An 18,319-nucleotide genomic window follows, 5' to 3' on the forward strand; every position below is an offset into this window, starting at 1 on the left:
CTTCCAGAGCTCCCGAGGGTCCGGCTTTGCCGGCCCGTGGGAGCGCCCCCTGGAGGGGGACGCGCGCAGCGCGGCGGGGGTGGTTATTGGTACGGGTTGGGTTGGCCGAGTCTGGCGAGGATCTCGGTTTCCCGCGCTTCCATTGCCTCGGCATCTTGCTCGCTGGTCTCGTGGTCCCAGCCTTGCGCATGCAGCGTGCCGTGCACCAGCAAATGCGCGTAGTGCTGCGCCAGCGGTTTCTTCAGTTCGGCCGCCTCGCGCGCCACCACCGGCGCGCACAGCACCAGGTCGGCCATCACCACGGGTTCGGTGGCGTAGTCGAAGGTGAGCACGTTGGTGGCGTAGTCGCGGCTTCGGTAGTCGCGGTTGAGCGCCTGGCCTTCTTCGGCGTCGACGATGCGCACGGTAATTTCCGCGTCGGCATCGAGCGCATGGCGGATCCAGCGGGCCACGCTGTGGCGTGGCAGCGCGGCGCGGTGCGTGGCGGCGTCCTGCAGGTCGCCGAACTGCAGGGACAGGTTGAGCGAGGGAAGTGCCATCAGCGTTTGGCCGGTTGGGCGAAGCAGTTGGACAGGAGGATCTGGTCCTGCACGTTGGGGTCGGCGGCGATCGCGCTCAGCTCGCCCTTCATGCCTTGCGTGTACCAGCTCAGTCGGCTTTTGTCGTCGAGCGCGAAGAAGCGCACGCCGGTGGTGGCTTTGCGGCCTTGCAGCATCAAGGTGCGCTCGCCGTGGTGCAGCGCCGCGAAGGTGGTGCCGTTGCTCAGGTTCAGGTACGCCAGCTCGATCTCGGCATCGCCATCGCAGCGGTAGCGCACGGACTGGCTGCTGAACATCAGAGAAGGTTGTTGTGCGGCGGGCGCGGGCTTGACGCCTTGCGCCGGGGCCTCGGAGGCGAACGCGGCGCTCAGGATGGCGAGCAGAGTGGTGGCGCGGCGCATGGCTTTCATGCCGCGCTGCGGCGCGTGCGCTTGGCCGCCGGTGTGGATCCGTGTGGGTCTTTCCCGCCGCGCGCGTCGTACGCGTCGACGATGCGCGCGACCAGTGGATGGCGCACCACGTCGGCGCTGGTGAGGCGGTTGAAGGCAATGCCCTGCACGCGCTTCAACACGCGCTCGGCGTCGATCAGCCCGCTCGGCTGCGTGGGCGGCAGGTCGATCTGGCTCACGTCGCCCGTCACCACGGCCTTGCTGCCGAAGCCGATGCGCGTGAGGAACATCTTCATCTGCTCGATCGTGGTGTTCTGCGCTTCGTCCAGGATCACGAAGGCGTGGTTGAGCGTGCGCCCGCGCATGAAGGCCAGGGGCGCGATCTCGATCTGCTGGCGCTCGAAGGCCTTCGCGACCTTGTCTGCGCCCATCAGGTCGTACAGCGCGTCGTACAGCGGACGCAGGTACGGGTCGACCTTCTGGCCCAGGTCGCCGGGCAGGAAGCCGAGCTTCTCGCCCGCTTCCACCGCCGGGCGCGTGAGCACGATGCGCTGCACCGCGCTGCGCTCCAGCGCATCCACCGCGCAGGCCACGGCCAGATAGGTCTTGCCGGTACCGGCTGGACCGATGCCGAAGGTGATGTCGTGCGACGACATGCTCTCCAGGTAGCGCGCCTGGTTCGGCGTGCGCCCACGCACCTCGCCGCGCCGGGTCTGCATGCTCAAGGCCCCGTCACCGGGATCGGCCAGGGCGGTGTCGCCGCTGAGCATGAGTTGCACCTGCTCGGCCGGGATGGGGCGCTTGGCCATTTCGTAGAGCGCCTGCAGGGTCTCCATGGCCCGGGTGGCCTTGGCCTTGGGCCCTTCGACGCGGAATTGTTCGAAGCGGTGCGCCACCTTGACCTGCAGCGCGGCTTCGATGCTGCGGATGTGGCTGTCCATCGGCCCGCACAGGTGCGCCATGCGGGTGTTGTCCGGCGGGGAGAAGGTGTGTCTGAGAATCAAGCCGATAATTCCATGAACAAAGGAAGAACCGCCCAATGATAGGCAAGTTGACCGGCACGCTGCTGGAAAAGAATCCCCCTCAAATCCTACTGGACTGCCACGGCGTGGGCTATGAGGTCGACGTGCCCATGAGCACCTTCTACAACCTGCCGGCCACCGGCGAGAAGGTGGCCTTGCTCACGCACTTCGTGGTGCGCGAGGACGCGCAGATCCTGTACGGCTTTGGCACCAGCGCCGAGCGTGAGGCGTTTCGCCAGCTCATCAAGATCAGCGGTGTGGGCCCGCGCACCGCGCTCTCGGTGCTCTCGGGCATGAGCGTGGCCGATCTGGCGCAGGCGGTGAGCGCGCAGGAGAGCGGGCGCATCGTCAAGGTGCCGGGGATCGGCAAGAAGACCGCCGAGCGGCTGTTGCTCGAACTCAAGGGCAAGCTCGGGGCCGATCTGAACCTGCCCGGTGGTGGCGCTGCCCATAGCGATGTACAAAGCGATATCCAGCAGGCCCTGATGGCCCTGGGCTACAGCGACAAGGACGCGAGTGCGGCGTTCAAGGCGCTGCCCAAGGAGGTGAGCGTGAGTGAGGGGATCAAGCTGGCGCTGAAGGCGTTGGCCAAATAAACCATGAGCATCCAGACCGACGACTTCACCCCCGCCCCGCGCGTCGTCTCGGCCGCGCCGGCCTCGCCCAAGGAAGAGGCGATCGAGCGCGCGCTGCGGCCCAAGCTGCTCGACGAGTACGTGGGCCAGGCCAAGGTGCGCGAACAGCTGGAAATCTTCATCGGCGCGGCCAAGAAGCGCAGCGAAGCGCTGGACCACGTGCTGCTGTTCGGCCCACCCGGCCTGGGCAAGACCACGCTCTCGCACATCATCGCGCAGGAACTCGGCGTGAACCTGCGCCAGACCAGCGGGCCCGTGCTGGAAAAACCCAAGGACCTGGCCGCGCTGCTGACCAACCTCGAAGCCAACGATGTGCTGTTCATCGACGAGATCCACCGGCTCAGCCCGGTCGTCGAGGAAATCCTGTATCCCGCGCTGGAGGACTACCAGATCGACATCATGATCGGCGAAGGCCCGGCCGCGCGCAGCATCAAGCTGGACCTGCAGCCCTTCACCCTGGTCGGTGCGACCACGCGCGCGGGCATGCTCACCAACCCGCTGCGCGACCGCTTCGGCATCGTGGCGCGGCTGGAGTTCTACACCGCGGAGGAGCTCGCGCGCATCGTCACGCGCAGCGCGGGTTTGCTCCACGCGCCGATGGACGACGACGGCGGCTTCGAGATCGCCCGCCGCTCGCGCGGCACGCCGCGCATCGCCAACCGCCTGCTGCGCCGGGTGCGCGACTTTGCCGACGTCAAAGGCAGCGGCACGATCACGAAGGACATCGCCCACCGCGCACTCGCCATGCTCGATGTGGATCCGCAAGGCTTCGACCTGATGGACCGCAAACTGCTGGAAGCGGTGATCCACCGTTTCGACGGTGGGCCGGTGGGGCTGGACAACATCGCGGCCAGCATCGGGGAAGAGCGCGACACCATCGAAGACGTGATCGAGCCCTACCTGATCCAGCAGGGCTTCTTGCAGCGCACGCCGCGCGGGCGCATCGCCACGCTGGCGGCGTACCGGCACCTGGGTGTCGTGCCGCCCAACAGCGCGAACGAGCTGTTCAACGAATAGGCCATCTCGGCGCGCACCGGCGCAGCGGCGCACACATAGGGAGATCGGCATGCAGGCAGGGGGCGTACAGGGCGGTCAGGTGTTTCGCGCGACCTGGCGCAGCAGCACGGTCTGGGTGGCCGCGCTCGTGCTGTTCATGGCGCTGGTGTTCGCGGTTGGCGCGGCCATCACCCCGCGGGGCACCTGGCTGCTGGGCGGGCTGGCGGGCCTCTTCGTCCTCATGGCCTGGCTGTTGTTGCAGCCGCTGTTCAGCGCGCACCCCATCCTCAGCGTCGGGCCCGAGGGCATCGGCGGCTATCTGCTCAAGGGCCAGACCATTCCCTGGAGCGACGTGGCCGATCTGGAGCATGTGTCGGTGCAGGGGCAAGACCATTTGCAGATCCTGTTGCGCGAGGGCGCGGTGTCGCAGGGCGCGAAGGCCGGCCTGTTCCGGCGCGGCCTCAAGCGCGGCATCGTGCTCTCGTCCTTGCGCAAGGGCGAGCGCGGGCCGGCGGTGCAGGCGGCCTTGCAGGCGTTCGATCGCCATGCTTCGGGCCAGGCCCGGGTGGCGCTGAAGGGCCGCATGGACGACCTGGTCGCGCACCAGGCGTTTGAAGACCGCCTGCGCGCGCTCACCCCCACGCCCTGGGCCTTGTACGCGGTGATCGCGGTGAACGTGGTGGTGTGGCTGCTCAATGTGTTCGACGGCATGAGCGCGACCAAGCCCGAGTCGGCCGAGCTCTTTGCCTGGGGTGCGAACTCGGCCTCGGCGGTGGTGCGCGACGGCGAGGTCTGGCGCCTGCTCACCGCCACCGTGCTGCACGGCGGGGTGCTGCACCTGGCGCTCAACATGTTCGCGCTGTGGGACGCGGGCCGGCGCGTCTGCCGCTGGTTCGGCAACGGCCAGTTCCTGCTGATCTACCTGGGCTCGGGTCTGGCGGGCAGTGCACTGAGCCTGCATTTTTCGTCGCAGCAGGCGATTTCGGTGGGCGCGTCGGGCGCGGTGTTCGGCGTGCTCGGGGCCTTGCTGGTGGGGGTGGTTCAGCACCGCGCCAGCGTGCCCAAGGCGATGGTGACGCAGCTCCTGACCAGCCAGGGCGTGTTCGTCGGCATCATGCTGGCGCAGGGCTTCGCGCGCTCGGGCATCGACAACGCCGCGCACGTGGGTGGTCTGGTGGCGGGTGCCGTGCTCGCGTGGGTGCTGGTCGAGCGGATGGACGAGCGCGCGAGCACCGCGCAGCGCCGCCGCCAGCAGGTGATCGCGCTGGGTCTGGTGGTCTTGATGGTGGGCGGGCTCACGCGCACCGCGCAACCGGGCGTCGACCACGGTGCCTTGTTCCAGTCGCAGGCCGTGCTGAAGGATCTGTTGCCGCGCATGCGCGCGGTCGAAGACGCGTTTCAGCAAGACGCGACGGCGCAGCAGGAAGGGCGCATGACCGATGCGGCGCTGATCGATGCCATGGAGCGGCGGCATATCCCTGCCTACCGCGAAGTGGTTCAGACGATTCGGTCGTTGCCGCCGGGTGACGCGATGCCCAGGTTGGGCGACATTGGCGACCTGTATGCCACCTTGCTGGACATCATGGTTCTGGAGGTGGGCAAGCACCGCGGCATGACGGATGTGGCGCAGGCCAATGCGCAACAGGAGGTGCTTGCGGCGCGGTTGAAGGACATCAGCGCTCGCCTGAAGCCGACGGGGCCTTGATGGACCGGTCCGGGTGATGCACGACCGCGCTGCCCGTCCGTTTCCCGGGGATTGGCGGTCTCTCCAGCAGGTCCTGCGCACGGGCGCCGATAATGGCGGGCTCGCGCCCGGCGTGTGCCGGGCGGCCCCGTTTTCAGCCCAACCTTCGGACCCACGATGCCCGCCTACCGTTCCAAGACCTCCACCGCCGGCCGCAACATGGCAGGGGCCCGCTCCCTGTGGCGCGCCACCGGCATGAAAGACGAAGACTTCGCCAAGCCCATCATCGCGGTGGTGAACTCCTTCACGCAGTTCGTGCCCGGCCACGTCCACCTCAAGGACCTGGGCCAACTCGTGGCGCGCGAGATCGAAGCCGCGGGCGGCGTGGCCAAGGAGTTCAACACCATCGCGGTGGACGACGGCATCGCCATGGGACACGACGGCATGCTGTACTCGCTGCCCAGCCGCGACATCATCGCGGACTCGGTGGAATACATGGTCAACGCGCACTGCGCCGACGCCATGGTGTGCATTTCCAACTGCGACAAGATCACCCCCGGCATGCTCATGGCTGCCATGCGCCTGAACATCCCGGTGATCTTCGTCTCGGGTGGCCCGATGGAAGCTGGCAAGGTCCGCCTGGCGGTGCCGGGGACCTCCACCATCCAGATCAAGAAACTGGACCTGATCGACGCGATGGTGATGGCGGCCGACGACAAAGTAAGCGATGCCGATCTGGCCGAGGTCGAGCGCTCCGCTTGCCCCACCTGCGGTTCCTGCTCGGGCATGTTCACCGCCAACTCCATGAACTGCCTGACCGAGGCGCTGGGCCTTTCGTTGCCGGGCAATGGCACGGTGGTGGCCACGCATTCGGACCGTGAGCAACTCTTCAAGCGCGCGGGCCGCCGCATCGTCGAGTTGTGCCGCGAGCACTACGAACAGGACAACGAACGTGTCCTCCCGCGCTCGGTTGGCTTCAAGGCGTTCGAGAACGCGATCACGCTCGATATCGCTATGGGCGGCTCGACCAACACCATCCTGCACATCCTGGCGATCGCGCAGGAAGCCGAGATCGATTTCGGCATGGCCGACATCGACCGCCTCTCGCGCACGGTGCCGCAACTGTGCAAGGTCGCGCCCAACACCAACAAGTACCACATCGAAGACGTGCACCGCGCTGGCGGCATCATGGCCATCCTCGGCGAGCTGGATCGGGCCGGCAAGCTGCACATCGACGTACCCACGGTGCACGCGCCCACGCTGGGCGAGGCGCTGGCGCAATGGGACATCACGCGCACGCAGGACGAGGCGGTGGAAACCTTTTACATGGCCGGCCCCGCCGGTATCCCGACCCAGGTGGCCTTCAGCCAGAGCACACGCTGGCCCAGCCTGGACGTGGACCGCGCCGAAGGCTGCATCCGCTCCTACGAACACGCGTTCTCCAAGGAAGGTGGCCTGGCCGTGTTGACGGGCAACATCGCGCTCGATGGCTGCGTGGTCAAGACCGCGGGCGTGGACGACTCCATCCTGGTGTTCGAAGGCCCGGCCCATGTGGTCGAGTCGCAGGACGAGGCGGTGGAGAACATCCTGGCCGACCAGGTCAAAGCGGGCGACGTGGTCGTTGTGCGATACGAAGGCCCCAAGGGCGGCCCGGGCATGCAGGAAATGCTGTACCCCACGAGCTACATCAAATCGAAGGGCCTGGGCAAGGCGTGTGCGCTGCTCACCGACGGCCGTTTCTCCGGTGGTACCTCGGGCCTGTCGATCGGCCATTGCTCGCCGGAAGCGGCAGCGGGCGGCGCCATTGGCCTGGTGCGCAACGGCGACCGCATCCGCATCGACATTCCCAACCGCACCATCAATGTGCTGGTGTCGGACGAGGAACTGGCGCGACGCCGCGTGGAACAGGACGCATTGGGCTGGAAGCCGGTGAAGCCGCGCCCGCGCAAGGTGTCGGCCGCGCTCAAGGCTTATGCCAAGCTGGTGATGTCGGCCGACAAAGGGGCGGTGCGCGATCTGTCCTTGCTGGACGACTGAGGCGAGGCCCCGGGGCCCGCAGCTTGTTACTCGGGTAGACCGGAGCCGGTCAGCGCCGTTTGCAGGCGGAACACGCCGGTAGTTCCGGTGTTGCCAAAGAGTTGCCGCCCTGCAGGTCGCAGGCTCGCCAGGCGACTGCCCTCGATCAGTGCGATGCGCTGAGGAATCTCGGTGGCGCGGTGCATCCGCTCCACCGTGAGACGGGCGCTTTCGTGGGGTTCGGTCGAACAGGCGTGCAGCGCGGTGATGCACGCCTCGGCGTGGAGCAGTGACTCGGCTTGCTCTTGCTGTGTATCGAGTAGAACGTTCGAGGGCAAGCGCACAGCGGCAACGAATGGGCTGTGTCCACTCAGGCCAACGCTCCAGACAGTTCTGCACAGGCCGCGAACAGGGTCGCGCATGGTGCCCGTCACGCGGCGGGTCCAGGGCGTGGGGGCGTTGAGGCGCGTCAGGTACGCGGCGCTTTGCAACACATCGAAATCGCGCACTTCGTACACGATCAAGTAGTCTCTGTCCGCTTCTATCGCCTGATAGCGGCGGCCGCGAAGGAAGCCGGGGATGCCCAATCTCTCGGGCAGGTGCTCCTCGGTATGCCACTGCTCGAACTCCGCGCGTGCGGCAGGTGCTACCCGGTTCCAGCTGATGACGGTGGCCTGGCCCAGCAACGGCATGTTTTCTCCCGAGGTACACGCCGCCTCAAGCCGTGGCGCCACCGTCCACGGGCAGCGCAATGCCCGTGACGTACGAGGCCGCAGGCGAACTGAGCCACACGATCGCTTCTGCAATCTCTTGCGGTTGACCGGCGCGGCGCATGGGGTTGGCCGTTTCTTCGACCGGGCTGATGTCCGGGCCGAACCGCCGGCGCACGAAAGGCGTGTCGACCAGGCCCGGGCACACCGCGTTGATGCGGATGCCGGTGGACGCAAACTCGATCGCCGCGGACCGCGTCAGACCCAGGATCCCATGTTTGGTGGCGGCGTACATCGCCACCTTGGCCTTCCCCACCAAGCCGGTGCGCGAGGACACGTTGACGATCGATCCACCGCCTTGCTGCGCCATGTGGCCAATCTGTGCCTGCATGCACTGCCAGACGCTCTTGAGATTCACGTCCATGATCTGTTGCCAGTGCTCGTCGGTCGCGGCAAGAAAATGGGACGACGGGTCTTCGATGCCCGCGTTGTTCACCGCGCAATCCAGGCGTCCGAATGTCTTCAGTACCGCTTGCAGAACACCTTCGCCCGCACCGGAGATCGCAAGGTCGGTTTCGAAAAAATCCATCGCCGCACCGTCGCCGCGCAGGCGGGCACAGAGCTCCGCGCCTCTCTGTGCGTCGCGATCGACCACCATGACCGCCGCACCTGCCCGGGCGAACAGCTGGGCTGCCGCCGCACCGATGCCCGAGGCACCTCCCGTCACCAGGGCCACTTTTCCCTGCATCCCCGCCGTCATGACCACTCCACCGGCAAACACTTCACACCGTAGACCTGGCTGCTTTCGGAGAACTCCAGCGTCTCGGGTGCTTGTGCGAGGCGCATGCGCGGAAAACGCTGGAACAGCCGCTCGTAGACGACGGTGAGCTCCAGGCGCGCCAGGGGTTGCCCGAGGCATTGGTGAATGCCGTAGGCGAATGCCAGGTGTTTGTTGCCCGCGCGGCAAATGTCAAACTTGTCCGGCTCCTCGAACACGGTGGGATCGCGGTTGGCCGACGCATCCATGGCGTACACGGTTTCCCCCGCGCGAATGAGTTGCCCGCCCACTGTCACGTCTTGTGTGGCCAGGCGCGCGGAGTTCATGTGCGCCACGGTGTGAAAGCGCAGCATTTCTTCCACCGCGCCAGCGAGGCGCGACGGGTCGGCCTTCAGAAGCTCGATCTGATCGGGCCACAGCAAGAATCCGAGCGCACCCAATGCGATCTGGTTGGACGTGGTGCCGTGGCCGGCGGAGTACAAGAGCGCGGCCATCTTCACCGCACCGTCGTGCGTGAGATGGCCCGGCAGCACCTGCTGGTTCACCAGCCGGCTCAGCAGATCGGAGCCTTCTCCTGGGTCGCTGTGGCGTGTGTCACGCTTTTTTTTCTGGATGAGCTGGTCGAGATAGTCTTCCATGGCCTGTGCAGCCGCCTCGACGACCTGGACGCCCGCCGAATGGTCGTTGCGCGTATGGCTGAGGTGGTTGAGCTGTTCGATGTCCTCGCTGGGGATGCCCAGAAGGATCGAGATGACCTCCGAGGGAATCGGGACGGCGAAGTCGGCCACCAGATCGGCTCGCGTGCCCTTGCGCTCCATCGCGTCCATGCGCGCCTGCACGCACTGCTCGATTTGAGGCCGCAAACGCTGCAGGCTGGGTTGCATGAATTCCGGTGCCAACATGCGGCGCAGCCGCAAGTGCTCGGGATCGTCCATGTTGATGAACGTTTTGCGGGACGCGATCTGCGCCGCCCGCGCGGGTGACGTGGACTTCAGGCCTTTTGCCGGATCCACACTGAAGCTTCGATCGCCCAGAACCGCCTTGACATCCTCGTAGCGCGTGACCAGCCAGGCCGCGGAGCCATCCCACAGGCACACGCGGGCCACCGGCCTGGCCTCACGGTAGGCGGCGTACTGAGTGGGTGGGCCGAGTTTGTCGGTGCGCGGAAACGGGAACGCATCCAGCGCCGCGACGTCCCCCTCTGCATGCGAATCGTGGTGGAAGGGGCATCGTGGGGTTGAGGCGGGAACACGCGTATCGCTCATGGTGTCGGTGGTGTGGTGATGGAGAGCATGGCCGCGCTCACTGAGCGAGATTGAGCCGCTGCACAAGTTCGCGTCCTTCCTTCTGCTGGCGCGACATTTCTGCGGCGAAAGCCTTGGCATCCAGCAAATTGACTTCGGAGCCGAGTTTGGGAAGGGTGCTCGCAATCTGTGTCGACGACAGCGCCTTCGATATCTCGTTGTGAAGGCGCGCCGCGATCTGCGGAGGCAGCTTGGCGGGGCCGTAGAACCCATAGCCCAAGGTGCCGTCGAACGGCGCCTTGGTCAGCTCCGCCATCGCGGGAACGTCGGCGAGTTCGGGCCGCCGCGTGAGCGAACCGATCGCCAGCGGGCGCAACGATTTTGCAGAAAGGTACTGCTGCGCGCCCGACAGCGAGAGAAGCGTGACAGGGACGTGGCCGGCCAGCGTGTCGGCGGTCTTCTGCGCGGTGCTCTTGTACGGCGTGATCGTGGCCTTGAAGCCCAATGCCTCTTGCAGCCGTTCCATGATGATGTGGTCCGGTGTGCCTGCGCCCGAAGAGGCATAGAAGAGCTTGTCCGGATGCTGCTTCGCATAGCCCACCATCTCCGCCGCCGTCTGGAACGGCGCCGCCGGGTGGGCCACCAGGATCATCGGGCTGTTGGCGATTTTGGAGATCGGCGTGAGGTCCACGAGCGGATCGAAGGGCGGGCGGCGCAGCAAAAGCGGTGCCATGACCAGAGGCTCGACCGCGGTGAACAACAAGGTTTGCCCGTCGGCAACGGCCCTCACCACCGCAGAGCTGCCGATGATGCCGCCGGCACCCGGAAGGCTCTCGACCACAACGGGCGCGCCCATCTGCTCGGCCAGCCGTTCGGCAAAGGCGCGGCCCAGGATGTCCACCGTGCCGGAGTTGAAGGGTGTCACGATCCGGATGGGGCCGTTCGGGTAGGTCCCCTGGGCCGAAACCGAGCCGACGCTGCCCAGCGCGAGCGACGCGACGAAGGCGCGGCGCCCCATCGAGAAAGACGGGTGGTTCATGTTGTCTCCTGTTGTGGATGCGGTTCAGATCTCGTTGTTGCCCACGGTGACGCGCATGCCGTCGAGCTCGTCCGTCACTTCGATCTGGCAACTCAGGCGCGCGTTGCGCTGTTGGGTGCGGTCCTCGCCCATCATTTGCGACTCCATGCTGCAGGCCGCCCCCACCTTCTCCATCCACGGATCCTCGACGTGGACCATGCACGTACCGCAACTGCACGAGCCGGCGCATTCACCGACGATGCCCTCGATCAAGTGATCGACCGCTCCCTGCATCAACGAACTTCGCAGGGGGATTTCAACGGTCTGCTCTCGACCATCGGGTTGGACGAACGTAATTTTTGGCATGCGCAAGAACCTTTTGAATGGGTGTCATCGATGTCAAAAAATTCTAGGAGTCCGCATGCGCCGAGAGATAGGCAAAACAACTCCGTCGATACGCTTTGGATATGCATTCCTGGGGGCGCAACATCGCTCGCCGGCCGATGCGCACAGGCGCCATCAGGCCGCAAACAGTTTTCCGAAGGCCGTCGTGTCGTCGCTCAACGCCTGCGGGTCCGGCGTTGCCCGCTGCTGGATCAAGCGCTTGGCGACCATGAACTCCTGCGGCCGGTTCACGCAATCGGCCGCGATGAGGCGCCCACCACTCAGGTAAAACGCCGCGAAGGAATGGCTCTGTGCCGCGTCGCCGCGCAAGACCACCTGGTCGTATCCGCGCTGCAGACCAGCGATCTGCAGCTTCAGGCCGTATTGATCGGACCAGAACCAGGGCAGGGCGTGGTATGGCTTGTCTTTGCCGCACAGGCCGGCGGCGGCGGACTTGGCTTGTTCGTTGGCGTTGGGCACCGATTCGAGCCGCACCGAGCCGTAGAGCTCGCTCACGTGGCGCGTGCAGTCTCCCGCCGCCACGATGGCCGGGTCTGTGGTGCGCGCGTGCGCATCGACCACGATGCCGTCGTCCACAGCCAGGCCTGCGGCCTGCGCCAGTTCGACGCGGGGCGTTACGCCAATGCCCACGATCACCAGGTGGGCGCGGTGGCGCGTGCCGTCGCTCATCACCACGTGCGTCACACGGTCGCCGCCCTCGAAGTGGCTCACGCCCACACCAGTCAGCACCCGCACGCCCTGCTCGGCATGCACGCGTTCGTAGAAGGCAGATACCTCGGGCGAGGTGACTCGGGCCAGCACCCTGGAAGCGGTTTCCAGCACGGTGACCTGCATGCCCATGCCTCTGAGCATGGCCGCCGCTTCCAGGCCGATGTAGCCGGCACCGACCACGACCGCCTGCTGCCCTGCCTGGATGTCGGCGCGGATCGCCAACACATCGTCGACCGCGCGCAAGCCATGGATGCCTGGGAGATCCGCACCGCGCACGGGCATCTTGCGCACCGCCGCGCCGGTGCAGATGGCGAGTTTGTCGTAAGGCAAGGTATGGCCGTCGGCGAGTGCCACCTGCTGGCGCACGCGGTCGATGGCGAGGACGCCGCAGCCCAGGCGCAGCTCGATGCCGTGTTGCGCATAGACCGCCGGGTCGCGGATGAACAGCTGCTGAAGGGTCGTTTCGCCTTTGGCGAAGGTCTTGGAGAGTGGCGGGCGGTGGTAGGGCGGATGCGCTTCCTCGCCCACCATGACGATGCGCCCGCTCCAGCCTTCCTGCCGCAGGCTGGTCGCGAGTTGCGCCCCCGCGTGGCTGCTGCCCAGGATCACGCAGGTCGGCGCGCCGGGTGCTGGCGTGTCGATCATGGATGACCTGCCTGCCCCGTCTGCGCCGTCTGGGTGTAGGTCAGGTCGCGTGTCTTCATGATGGCCAACACGCCATCGATCAAAGGCGTGGACACGCCCGAGAGTTGCTGCATAGCGCGCAGAGAGGTTTCGATGGCGCCGATTTCCAGCGGACGCCCCAGCTCCAGATCCTGCAGCATCGACATCTTGTGTTCGGCGGCGGACAACGTGGTCTCGATGCGCTTGCGGGGCGGGTACGGAATGTCGAGTCCGATGCGCGTGGCCATGGCGTCGGCTTCTTCCATCATGGCCTGCACGAGCGCGATGCACTCGGGCGTGGCGGCCATGTCTTGCATGCGTGCCATGGCCAGCGTCGCCACCGGATTCCAGCACAGGCTGTTGGTGGCCTTGACCCAGATGTCGCCCCGGATGTTGTCGCGCACCCGCGCGTTGAGGCCGGCATCGGTCAGCAGGCGGGAGAGGGCTTGCACGCGCTCGCTGCGGGTGCCGTCGGGTTCGCCGATCGGGCAGCCGGCCTTTGCGCCGTCCTGCCGCACCTCCCCCGGTGCGACCAGGTGCGCTCCGATCCAGAACACCGCGCCGATCACGCGCGAGGGGTGGATGGTGGACCAGATCCTGCCGCCAGGGTCCACCTGCGCGAGTTGTTGTCCCTTGAACGCGCCGGGCATTTGGTGGAAGAACCAGTAGGGGATGCCCGTGGTGGGGGGAATCACTGCGGTCTGTGGCCCCAGAAGAGGGCCGAACTGGGGCAGCGCATCCGCGAACTGGTGCTCCTTGAGCGTGATGAACACATAGTCCTGCAGCCCCAGTTCGCCCGGCTCATCGGTGACCTTGGGCCGGACCGTGAAACGGCCTTCGGGCGTGGAGACCGTCAGGCCGCGTTCGCGCATGGCCTGCAGGTTCTTGCCACGCGCCACCACGCTCACCTCACAATCGCCCTTCTTCTCAAGGACGCCAGCGATGTAGCCACCGATGGCGCCACCGCCAAAGATGCAGACTTTTTTTCGAACCTGGGGGGCTGTCATGGAAGAGATGCGCTCACTTGTCGAGGGTGATGTTGGCTTCCTTGATCACCTGCGCCCACATGGTGATTTCCTTGGCGAGCACGTCGGAAAAATACGCCGGCGATTCGGTGACAGGGTCGTAGGCGATCTCAGTCAACGCGTTGTTCATCCTGGGTTCGCGCACGATCTCGTTGATCTCCTTGTTGAGCTGGCGCACCACCTCCTGGGGCGTTCCGCCCGTGGTCAGGAAACCGACCCAGGGCTGCACGCTGAAACCCGGTGCCACGGTTTCGGCGACGGTGGGCACGCTGGGAAACTGCGGATGCCGCTCCAGCGAGGTCACGGCCAGCGGACGCATTTTGCCCGTGTCGATGTGTGGCTTGAGCGTGAGGGAGGGCTCCATCGTCACCTGCACTTCGCCGCGCAGCAGCGCCATGACCGCCAACGAGCTGCCGTTGTAAGGCACGTGCTGGATCACCGCACCGGTCCGGCTCTTGAACAACTCCCACGCAATGTGCGGCGAGGTGCCCGTGCCGGGCGTGCTGTAGTTGAGCTTGCCCGGGTTGGCCTTCGAGTAGGCCACCAGTTCCTGCAGCGTTTTCACCGGCAGCTCGCTGGGCACGGCGATCAGGTAGCGGCCGCGAGCGAGCTGGCCAATCGGCGCCAGGTCTTTGCGGGGGTCGACGGTGAAGTCCTTGTTCAGGCTGGGAAGAATCGTCAGGGGCGATGCGCTGTAGAGCACGGTGTAGCCATCGGCGGGCGATTTCACCACGAAGTTGGTGCCGATGATGGTGCCGGCACCCGGCTTGTTTTCCACCACCACGGGCACGCTCCAGCGCTCCTGCAGGCGCGCGCCGATCATGCGGGCCTGGGCATCGGCCATGCCGCCCGGCGCGTAGGGAACGATGATCCTGATCGGCTTGTCGGGGAACTTCTGCGCGGCCGCGAGACCGGCGGTCAGCGCCAGAACGGAGCCGGCCAGCAGGCCCAGCAGCCTTGTCGAGAGGGGTTTCATGTCATGTCTCCTGTCTTGGGTGAATAAGGCATACGCCGCTGTCACGCGGCTTGGTTCTGTCCCTGGTCGATGGCTCGGCACTCTCTCAGCCGCGCGATGTCTTGCGGGCTGAATCCGCATTCGGTGAGCAATGCCTGCGTGTGTTCGCCCGGCCGCGGTGGTGGCCGGCCCAGCGCGGGGCGCGTGCGGCTGAAGCGGGGCGCGATGTTGGGTTGCACCAGGCCATCGCGCTCGACGAACACCTGCCGGTTCACCAGGTGGGGATGGCGCGTGGCTTCGTCTGGAGAGAGGACGGGGGAGTAGCAGGCGTCGCTGCCTTCCAGCAGGCGGTTCCATTCTTCGCGGGTGCGCGATTTGAACGTCTCGCCGAGCCGTGTGCGCAGGGCCGGCCAGTTGGCGGGGTCGTCGCGATCGAGCAGCGCATCGGCGTCGAGCCCGATGCGCGCGAGCAGCTCGCGGTAGAACCGGGGTTCGAGCGCGGCGATGGTCACGTGCTGCCCGTCGCGCGTTTCGTAGACGGTGTTCCAGGGGCGGCTTCCGTCGGCCATGTTCGAGCCGCGTTCGTCGCGCCAGAGCCCCGATGCCTTCTGCGTGAAGATGAAGGCCATGAGCGATGCCACACCATCGAGCACCGCCGCGTCCACGACCTGCCCGCGCCCGCTCTGGCGTGCCTCCAGCAGCGCGCTGACCACGCCGAAGGCCAGGTACAGGGCCCCTCCACCGAAGTCGCCCACGTAGTTGAGTGGCGGCACGGGCGGGCCGTTGCGGCTGCCGATGGTGTGCAAGGCCCCCGAGAGCGCGATGTAGTTGAGGTCGTGGCCGGCGCTCCGTGCCAGCGGGCCGTCCTGCCCCCATCCTGTCATGCGGCCATAGACCAGCCGCGGGTTCAGCGCCAGGCAGTCCTCGGGTCCCAGGCCCAGGCTTTCGGTCACCCCCGGTCGAAAACCTTCGATCAGGATGTCGGCGCCAGACAGCAGGCGGCGCACCACCTCCACGCCTTCGGGCTTCTTGAGATCGAGCGCGATGGACCGGCGGCCACGGCTGGCCACATGCTGGCGGTGGTTCACCCGCAGCTCGCCCGCGTCGGGCGCAGACAGGCGGTCCACCCGGATCACCTCGGCGCCCATGTCCGCCAGCAACATGCCGCAAAAAGGTGCCGGCCCCAAGGCCGCCAGCTCGATCACGCGCACGCCCTTCAAAGGTCCCATTGCCGCCTCACTCCGCAAGCGCAGGCGCGGGCTCGCCGCACGCGCCACGCGCCTGGATGTGCGCGATGCGCGCGCTGTCGTAGCCGAGGTCTTCCCTCAGGATCTGGTCGGTGTGTTCGCCCAGCAATGGCGCCGCCCGCGCGGGCACGATGGGCGTTCCCTTGAGGCGGATGGGCGGCGCGATGTTGGGCAGCTCACCCGCGACCGGATGCCGCACGGTGGTGACCAGGCCCCGGTCTTTCACTTCTTCCGAACGCATGGCTTCGCCCACCGAACGCACCAGGCCGGCGGGCACGCTGACCGCGAGCAGGCGCTCGACCCAGTGCTGCCGATTGCTCTGCCGGAAACGTGCGGACAGGTGTTCGTTCAACATGTGTTCGTGGCGGCAGCGCTCGGCGTTGGTCTTGAACTCGGGCCGTTGCGCGAGTTCGGGTTCCTCCAGCACCTCGCACAGGTTGCGGAACATGCGGTCGCTCGAACACGTGATGTAGAAGTCACCATCGCGCGCCGCGTACAGCCCCACGGGATGTGAAATCACCGACCCGTTGCCTTGCCGTGTCGGCTCGTTGCCGGTGAGCAAGTAGTTCATGCTGTAGTTGGCGGTGAGCGCAATGGCCGTGTCGAACAGCGCCGACTCCACGTATTGCCCCACCCCGGTATGCTGGCGCGCCAGCAGGGCGGCCAGGATGGCGCTGAAGGCGAAGGCGCCAGCGCCCACGTCCACCACCGGCGAGGCCGAGCGCACGGGCGGGCGGTCGGGGTAGCCATTGAGTGAGAACATGCCGCTGTCGGCCTGGATGACAGGGTCGAAGCCCGGGCGCGAGGCATAGTGGCCGTCGCGCCCAAAGCCCGTGATCGCGCAATAGACCAACCGGGGATTGAGCGCGGCGAGCGTGTCGTAGCCCAGCCCCACGCGCTCCATGGTGCCGGCGGCGAAGTTCTCCACCACCACGTCGGCCCGCCGGATCAGGTCGAGCACGACCTCACGCCCTTCTGGCGACTTCAAGTCCAGCGCGATGCTGCGCTTGTTGCGGTTCATGGACACGAACACGCTGCTCATGCCGCCCCGGCTGGGGTTGAGGAAGCGGCTGTCGTCGCCCTTGCCGGGCTGCTCCACCTTGATCACGTCCGCGCCCAGGTCGGCCAGCAGCATGGCGCTGTAAGGACCGGCGATCAGACGGGACAGATCGACGACTTTCAGACCGTCCAGTGCGGCGGGGGGCGTGGTGACCGGGGTGGTGGGCATGGGCGCAGGGCTTGTGGTGAGGCTGTGTCGGGAGCGTTCGCGGCCATTGTGGTGATCCCTTCCCATATCGTCCAAAACGCTTTTAGTCTGCTTTCATATCCCCAGCGTCTGCCACGGCGCGGTGCCGTGCGCGAAACTGCCCCGCTACTTTGCTTCCACCTTCTGCCATGCCACTGGATCCCCACCGGGTTCTTGCCCACCGCTTTCAACCTGTCGAGCAGACCTATGGACCGCGCGACGCCATGCTGTACGCGCTGGGGATCGGCTATGGCCGGCAGACACCATCGGCGGCCGAGCTGGACTTTCTCTTCGAAGAGCGGCTGAAGGTGCCGCCCACCTTCGCCGTGACGCTGGGGTTCAAGTCGATCCGCGATGAGAACCTGGGCATCGACTTTGCGCGTGTGGTGCACAGCGAGCAGCAACTGATCCTGCACCAGCCTTTGCCGCCGACGGCGCGGGTGGTATGCCATCTGCGCGTGCCGCGCCTCGTCGACCGGGGCGCGGACAAGGGTGCCATGCTTTACCTGGAGCGCGAGGTGCGCGATGCCGACTCGCAGGCGCTCTATGCCACGTCCACCATGGTGTCGTACTGCCGGGGCGATGGCGGCTTTCGGGCTGAGCCCGAAGCAGCGCCGGCCGCCATGTCCGTGCCCAACACGCCGTGCGAGCAGGCCTTCGACGCCACCCTGCCGGACAACGCTGCGTTCATCTACCGGCTCAGCGGTGACTACAACCCGCTGCATGTGAATCCCGCGTTCGCCAGCCAGGCCGGCTTCCAGAAGCCGATCCTGCATGGCCTGTTGTTGTTGGGTGAGGCCGGGCGGCTGGCGTTGGGCGCGTACGGCGGGCATGCGCCCGAGCGCATGCGCTCGATCCAGTGCCGCTTCACCCGGCCCACTTTCGCGGGCGACGCCATCGAGGTGGGCTTCTGGCGCTTGCCCGAAGACCCGCTGGGCGAACCCGACACCTTGGCCCTGGCGTTTCGTGTGCGGGTGCCCTTGCGCGGGGAAACGGCGCTGGACAACGGCCTGGTCCGCTTTCGCGCGAGCTGAAC

18 protein-coding genes are annotated in these 18,319 nt (G+C 66.6%); 5 read left to right on the forward strand and 13 right to left on the reverse strand.

Features of this window, described 5'->3' with window-relative positions; all coding sequences use genetic code 11:
• Window positions 1-83: 83 nt before the first annotated feature.
• From ybeY to F9K07_RS04190, 3 genes are read right to left on the reverse strand one after another with little or no spacing between them, the layout of a single operon-like run.
• Window positions 84-539, reverse strand: coding sequence for an rRNA maturation RNase YbeY (ybeY, locus tag F9K07_RS04180; protein ID WP_159589675.1), 456 nt, complete (start codon window positions 537-539; stop codon window positions 84-86).
• Complete coding sequence (locus F9K07_RS04185; protein ID WP_159589677.1) at window positions 539-949, reverse strand: MliC family protein; 411 nt, start codon at window positions 947-949, stop codon at window positions 539-541. Before F9K07_RS04185 ends, ybeY begins: the two co-directional genes overlap by 1 nt.
• A complete protein-coding gene (locus F9K07_RS04190; protein ID WP_159589679.1) occupies window positions 946-1,932 on the reverse strand; it encodes a PhoH family protein in 987 nt (328 codons plus the stop codon). Before F9K07_RS04190 ends, F9K07_RS04185 begins: the two co-directional genes overlap by 4 nt.
• Window positions 1,933-1,967: 35 nt before the next feature.
• Between F9K07_RS04190 and ruvA the strand changes: the two genes are divergently transcribed.
• The 4 genes from ruvA (at window position 1,968) to ilvD (ending at window position 7,302) form a co-directional block, all read left to right on the forward strand.
• On the forward strand, window positions 1,968-2,546 hold the full coding sequence (gene ruvA, locus F9K07_RS04195; protein ID WP_159589681.1) for a Holliday junction branch migration protein RuvA: 579 nt from the start codon (window positions 1,968-1,970) through the stop codon (window positions 2,544-2,546).
• Between the two features lie 3 nt (window positions 2,547-2,549).
• Window positions 2,550-3,602 (forward strand): Holliday junction branch migration DNA helicase RuvB, encoded by a 1,053-nt coding sequence (gene ruvB, locus F9K07_RS04200; protein WP_159589683.1) that lies wholly within the window; start codon window positions 2,550-2,552, stop codon window positions 3,600-3,602.
• Window positions 3,603-3,651: 49 nt separating this feature from the next.
• Window positions 3,652-5,286 (forward strand): rhomboid family protein, encoded by a 1,635-nt coding sequence (locus F9K07_RS04205; protein WP_159589685.1) that lies wholly within the window; start codon window positions 3,652-3,654, stop codon window positions 5,284-5,286.
• A 156-nt stretch (window positions 5,287-5,442) separates the two neighbouring features.
• Entirely contained in the window at window positions 5,443-7,302 is a 1,860-nt protein-coding gene (ilvD, locus tag F9K07_RS04210) for a dihydroxy-acid dehydratase (RefSeq protein WP_159589687.1), read from the forward strand.
• 26 nt (window positions 7,303-7,328) lie between these two features.
• On the opposite strand, the gene F9K07_RS04215 is transcribed toward ilvD, so the two are convergent.
• From F9K07_RS04215 to F9K07_RS04260, 10 genes are all read right to left on the reverse strand, one after another.
• Window positions 7,329-7,973 (reverse strand): DUF4286 family protein, encoded by a 645-nt coding sequence (locus tag F9K07_RS04215; RefSeq protein ID WP_159589689.1) that lies wholly within the window; start codon window positions 7,971-7,973, stop codon window positions 7,329-7,331.
• A 25-nt stretch (window positions 7,974-7,998) separates the two neighbouring features.
• Window positions 7,999-8,751, reverse strand: coding sequence for a glucose 1-dehydrogenase (locus F9K07_RS04220; RefSeq protein ID WP_159589691.1), 753 nt, complete (start codon window positions 8,749-8,751; stop codon window positions 7,999-8,001).
• Window positions 8,748-10,034 (reverse strand): cytochrome P450, encoded by a 1,287-nt coding sequence (locus tag F9K07_RS04225; protein WP_159589693.1) that lies wholly within the window; start codon window positions 10,032-10,034, stop codon window positions 8,748-8,750. The genes F9K07_RS04220 and F9K07_RS04225 overlap by 4 nt, the downstream gene beginning before the upstream one ends.
• Window positions 10,035-10,071: 37 nt before the next feature.
• Window positions 10,072-11,052, reverse strand: coding sequence for a Bug family tripartite tricarboxylate transporter substrate binding protein (locus F9K07_RS04230; protein WP_159589695.1), 981 nt, complete (start codon window positions 11,050-11,052; stop codon window positions 10,072-10,074).
• A gap of 24 nt (window positions 11,053-11,076) precedes the next feature.
• On the reverse strand, window positions 11,077-11,397 hold the full coding sequence (locus tag F9K07_RS04235; protein WP_159589697.1) for a 2Fe-2S iron-sulfur cluster-binding protein: 321 nt from the start codon (window positions 11,395-11,397) through the stop codon (window positions 11,077-11,079).
• Window positions 11,398-11,550: 153 nt separating this feature from the next.
• Window positions 11,551-12,792, reverse strand: a complete 1,242-nt coding sequence (locus tag F9K07_RS04240; protein WP_159589699.1) for an NAD(P)/FAD-dependent oxidoreductase — start codon at window positions 12,790-12,792, stop codon at window positions 11,551-11,553.
• On the reverse strand, window positions 12,789-13,817 hold the full coding sequence (locus F9K07_RS04245) for a ketopantoate reductase family protein (protein ID WP_159589701.1): 1,029 nt from the start codon (window positions 13,815-13,817) through the stop codon (window positions 12,789-12,791). The genes F9K07_RS04240 and F9K07_RS04245 overlap by 4 nt, the downstream gene beginning before the upstream one ends.
• Window positions 13,818-13,830: 13 nt before the next feature.
• Window positions 13,831-14,811: a tripartite tricarboxylate transporter substrate binding protein gene (locus F9K07_RS04250; RefSeq protein ID WP_159589703.1), complete on the reverse strand. Its 981-nt coding sequence runs from the start codon at window positions 14,809-14,811 to the stop codon at window positions 13,831-13,833.
• Window positions 14,812-14,852: 41 nt separating this feature from the next.
• On the reverse strand, window positions 14,853-16,019 hold the full coding sequence (locus F9K07_RS04255) for a CaiB/BaiF CoA transferase family protein (RefSeq protein WP_159589705.1): 1,167 nt from the start codon (window positions 16,017-16,019) through the stop codon (window positions 14,853-14,855).
• Between the two features lie 7 nt (window positions 16,020-16,026).
• Window positions 16,027-17,265: a CaiB/BaiF CoA transferase family protein gene (locus F9K07_RS04260; protein ID WP_159589707.1), complete on the reverse strand. Its 1,239-nt coding sequence runs from the start codon at window positions 17,263-17,265 to the stop codon at window positions 16,027-16,029.
• A gap of 167 nt (window positions 17,266-17,432) precedes the next feature.
• Between F9K07_RS04260 and F9K07_RS04265 the strand changes: the two genes are divergently transcribed.
• Entirely contained in the window at window positions 17,433-18,317 is an 885-nt protein-coding gene (locus F9K07_RS04265) for a MaoC/PaaZ C-terminal domain-containing protein (protein ID WP_159589709.1), read from the forward strand.
• Window positions 18,318-18,319: the final 2 nt, after the last annotated feature.

Origin of the sequence: Hydrogenophaga sp. BPS33 (assembly GCF_009859475.1) — a bacterium.
In the GTDB taxonomy this organism is placed as follows: Bacteria; Pseudomonadota; Gammaproteobacteria; order Burkholderiales; family Burkholderiaceae_C; genus Hydrogenophaga.